This window comes from Candidatus Poseidoniia archaeon (assembly GCA_030748895.1).
GTDB lineage: Archaea > Thermoplasmatota > Poseidoniia > MGIII > CG-Epi1 > UBA8886.
Genome location: JASMLC010000044.1, coordinates 1 through 833 on the forward strand (window position 1 = coordinate 1; position 833 = coordinate 833).

2 protein-coding genes are annotated in these 833 nt (G+C 41.7%); both read left to right on the forward strand.

All coding sequences use genetic code 11. The features are described 5' to 3' along the window. Window positions 1–386: phosphatase PAP2 family protein (locus tag QGG57_06935; GenBank protein MDP7007895.1), on the forward strand; the 386-nt coding region annotated here is incomplete at its 5' end. An 11-nt stretch (window positions 387–397) separates the two neighbouring features. Then, window positions 398–833 (forward strand): adenylosuccinate synthetase (locus QGG57_06940; protein MDP7007896.1); only part of this gene is annotated, 436 nt, incomplete at its 3' end.

The following is an 833-nucleotide window of genomic DNA, read 5'->3' on the forward strand; positions in this document are numbered from 1 at the left end:
CCACCCCTACAGGTCGTTGGCGCCCCTTTCCCAATCAGGTGGATTACCATAACCACGTTCCTAATTATGACGCATTTCCCTCTGGGCATGTAGCAACCATTACTGCTATGGTGGTTGTTTTATCAGAAAACTACCCAGAACATACCTTCATAAAACCTTTGGGCTTTTTAGCTATTGCTCTGAATGGGTTAGGAATGATGAATACCGGGGTCCACTGGATGAGTGACTATCCTTTGGGCATTGCACTTGGTTATGGATTAGCAAAAACAGCAGTAAAAAGGGGGAGAGTTTCTAAAAAAAACAATAACATAAATAATTCTTTTTCAATGTTTCCTTCGATTAATCATCGTGGGAATGTTGGTTTTTCTATTAATTACACACTTTAAAAACTGTTTTAATGAGTGGCCTTCTTAATTCTAAAATAACAGCAATTGTTGGCGCACAGTGGGGCGACGAGGGTAAGGGAAAAATTACTGATTTTTTTGCTGGAGAATCTGATTATGTTGTAAGGTTTCACGGTGGCAATAATGCCGGCCATACTGTTATTGTTGAAGGAAACACCTTTAAGCTCCATCTAATCCCTTCGGGTGTCGTATATGGAAACCCAACCAGTGTTATAGGAAACGGTGTTGTGGTTGATCCGTGTGCGCTGTTGAATGAAATTGCTTACCTAAAAACTAAAGGGATTGAGCCTAAGCTTTTTGTTAGCGATCGTGCCCATGTCATAATGCCTTATCATATTATTTTAGATGGTGCCCTTTCTGGTCATCAGGGTAGCCTTGCCGCAGGAAGCACACGCCGTGGCATTGCACCCGTTTATGCCGATAAAATGT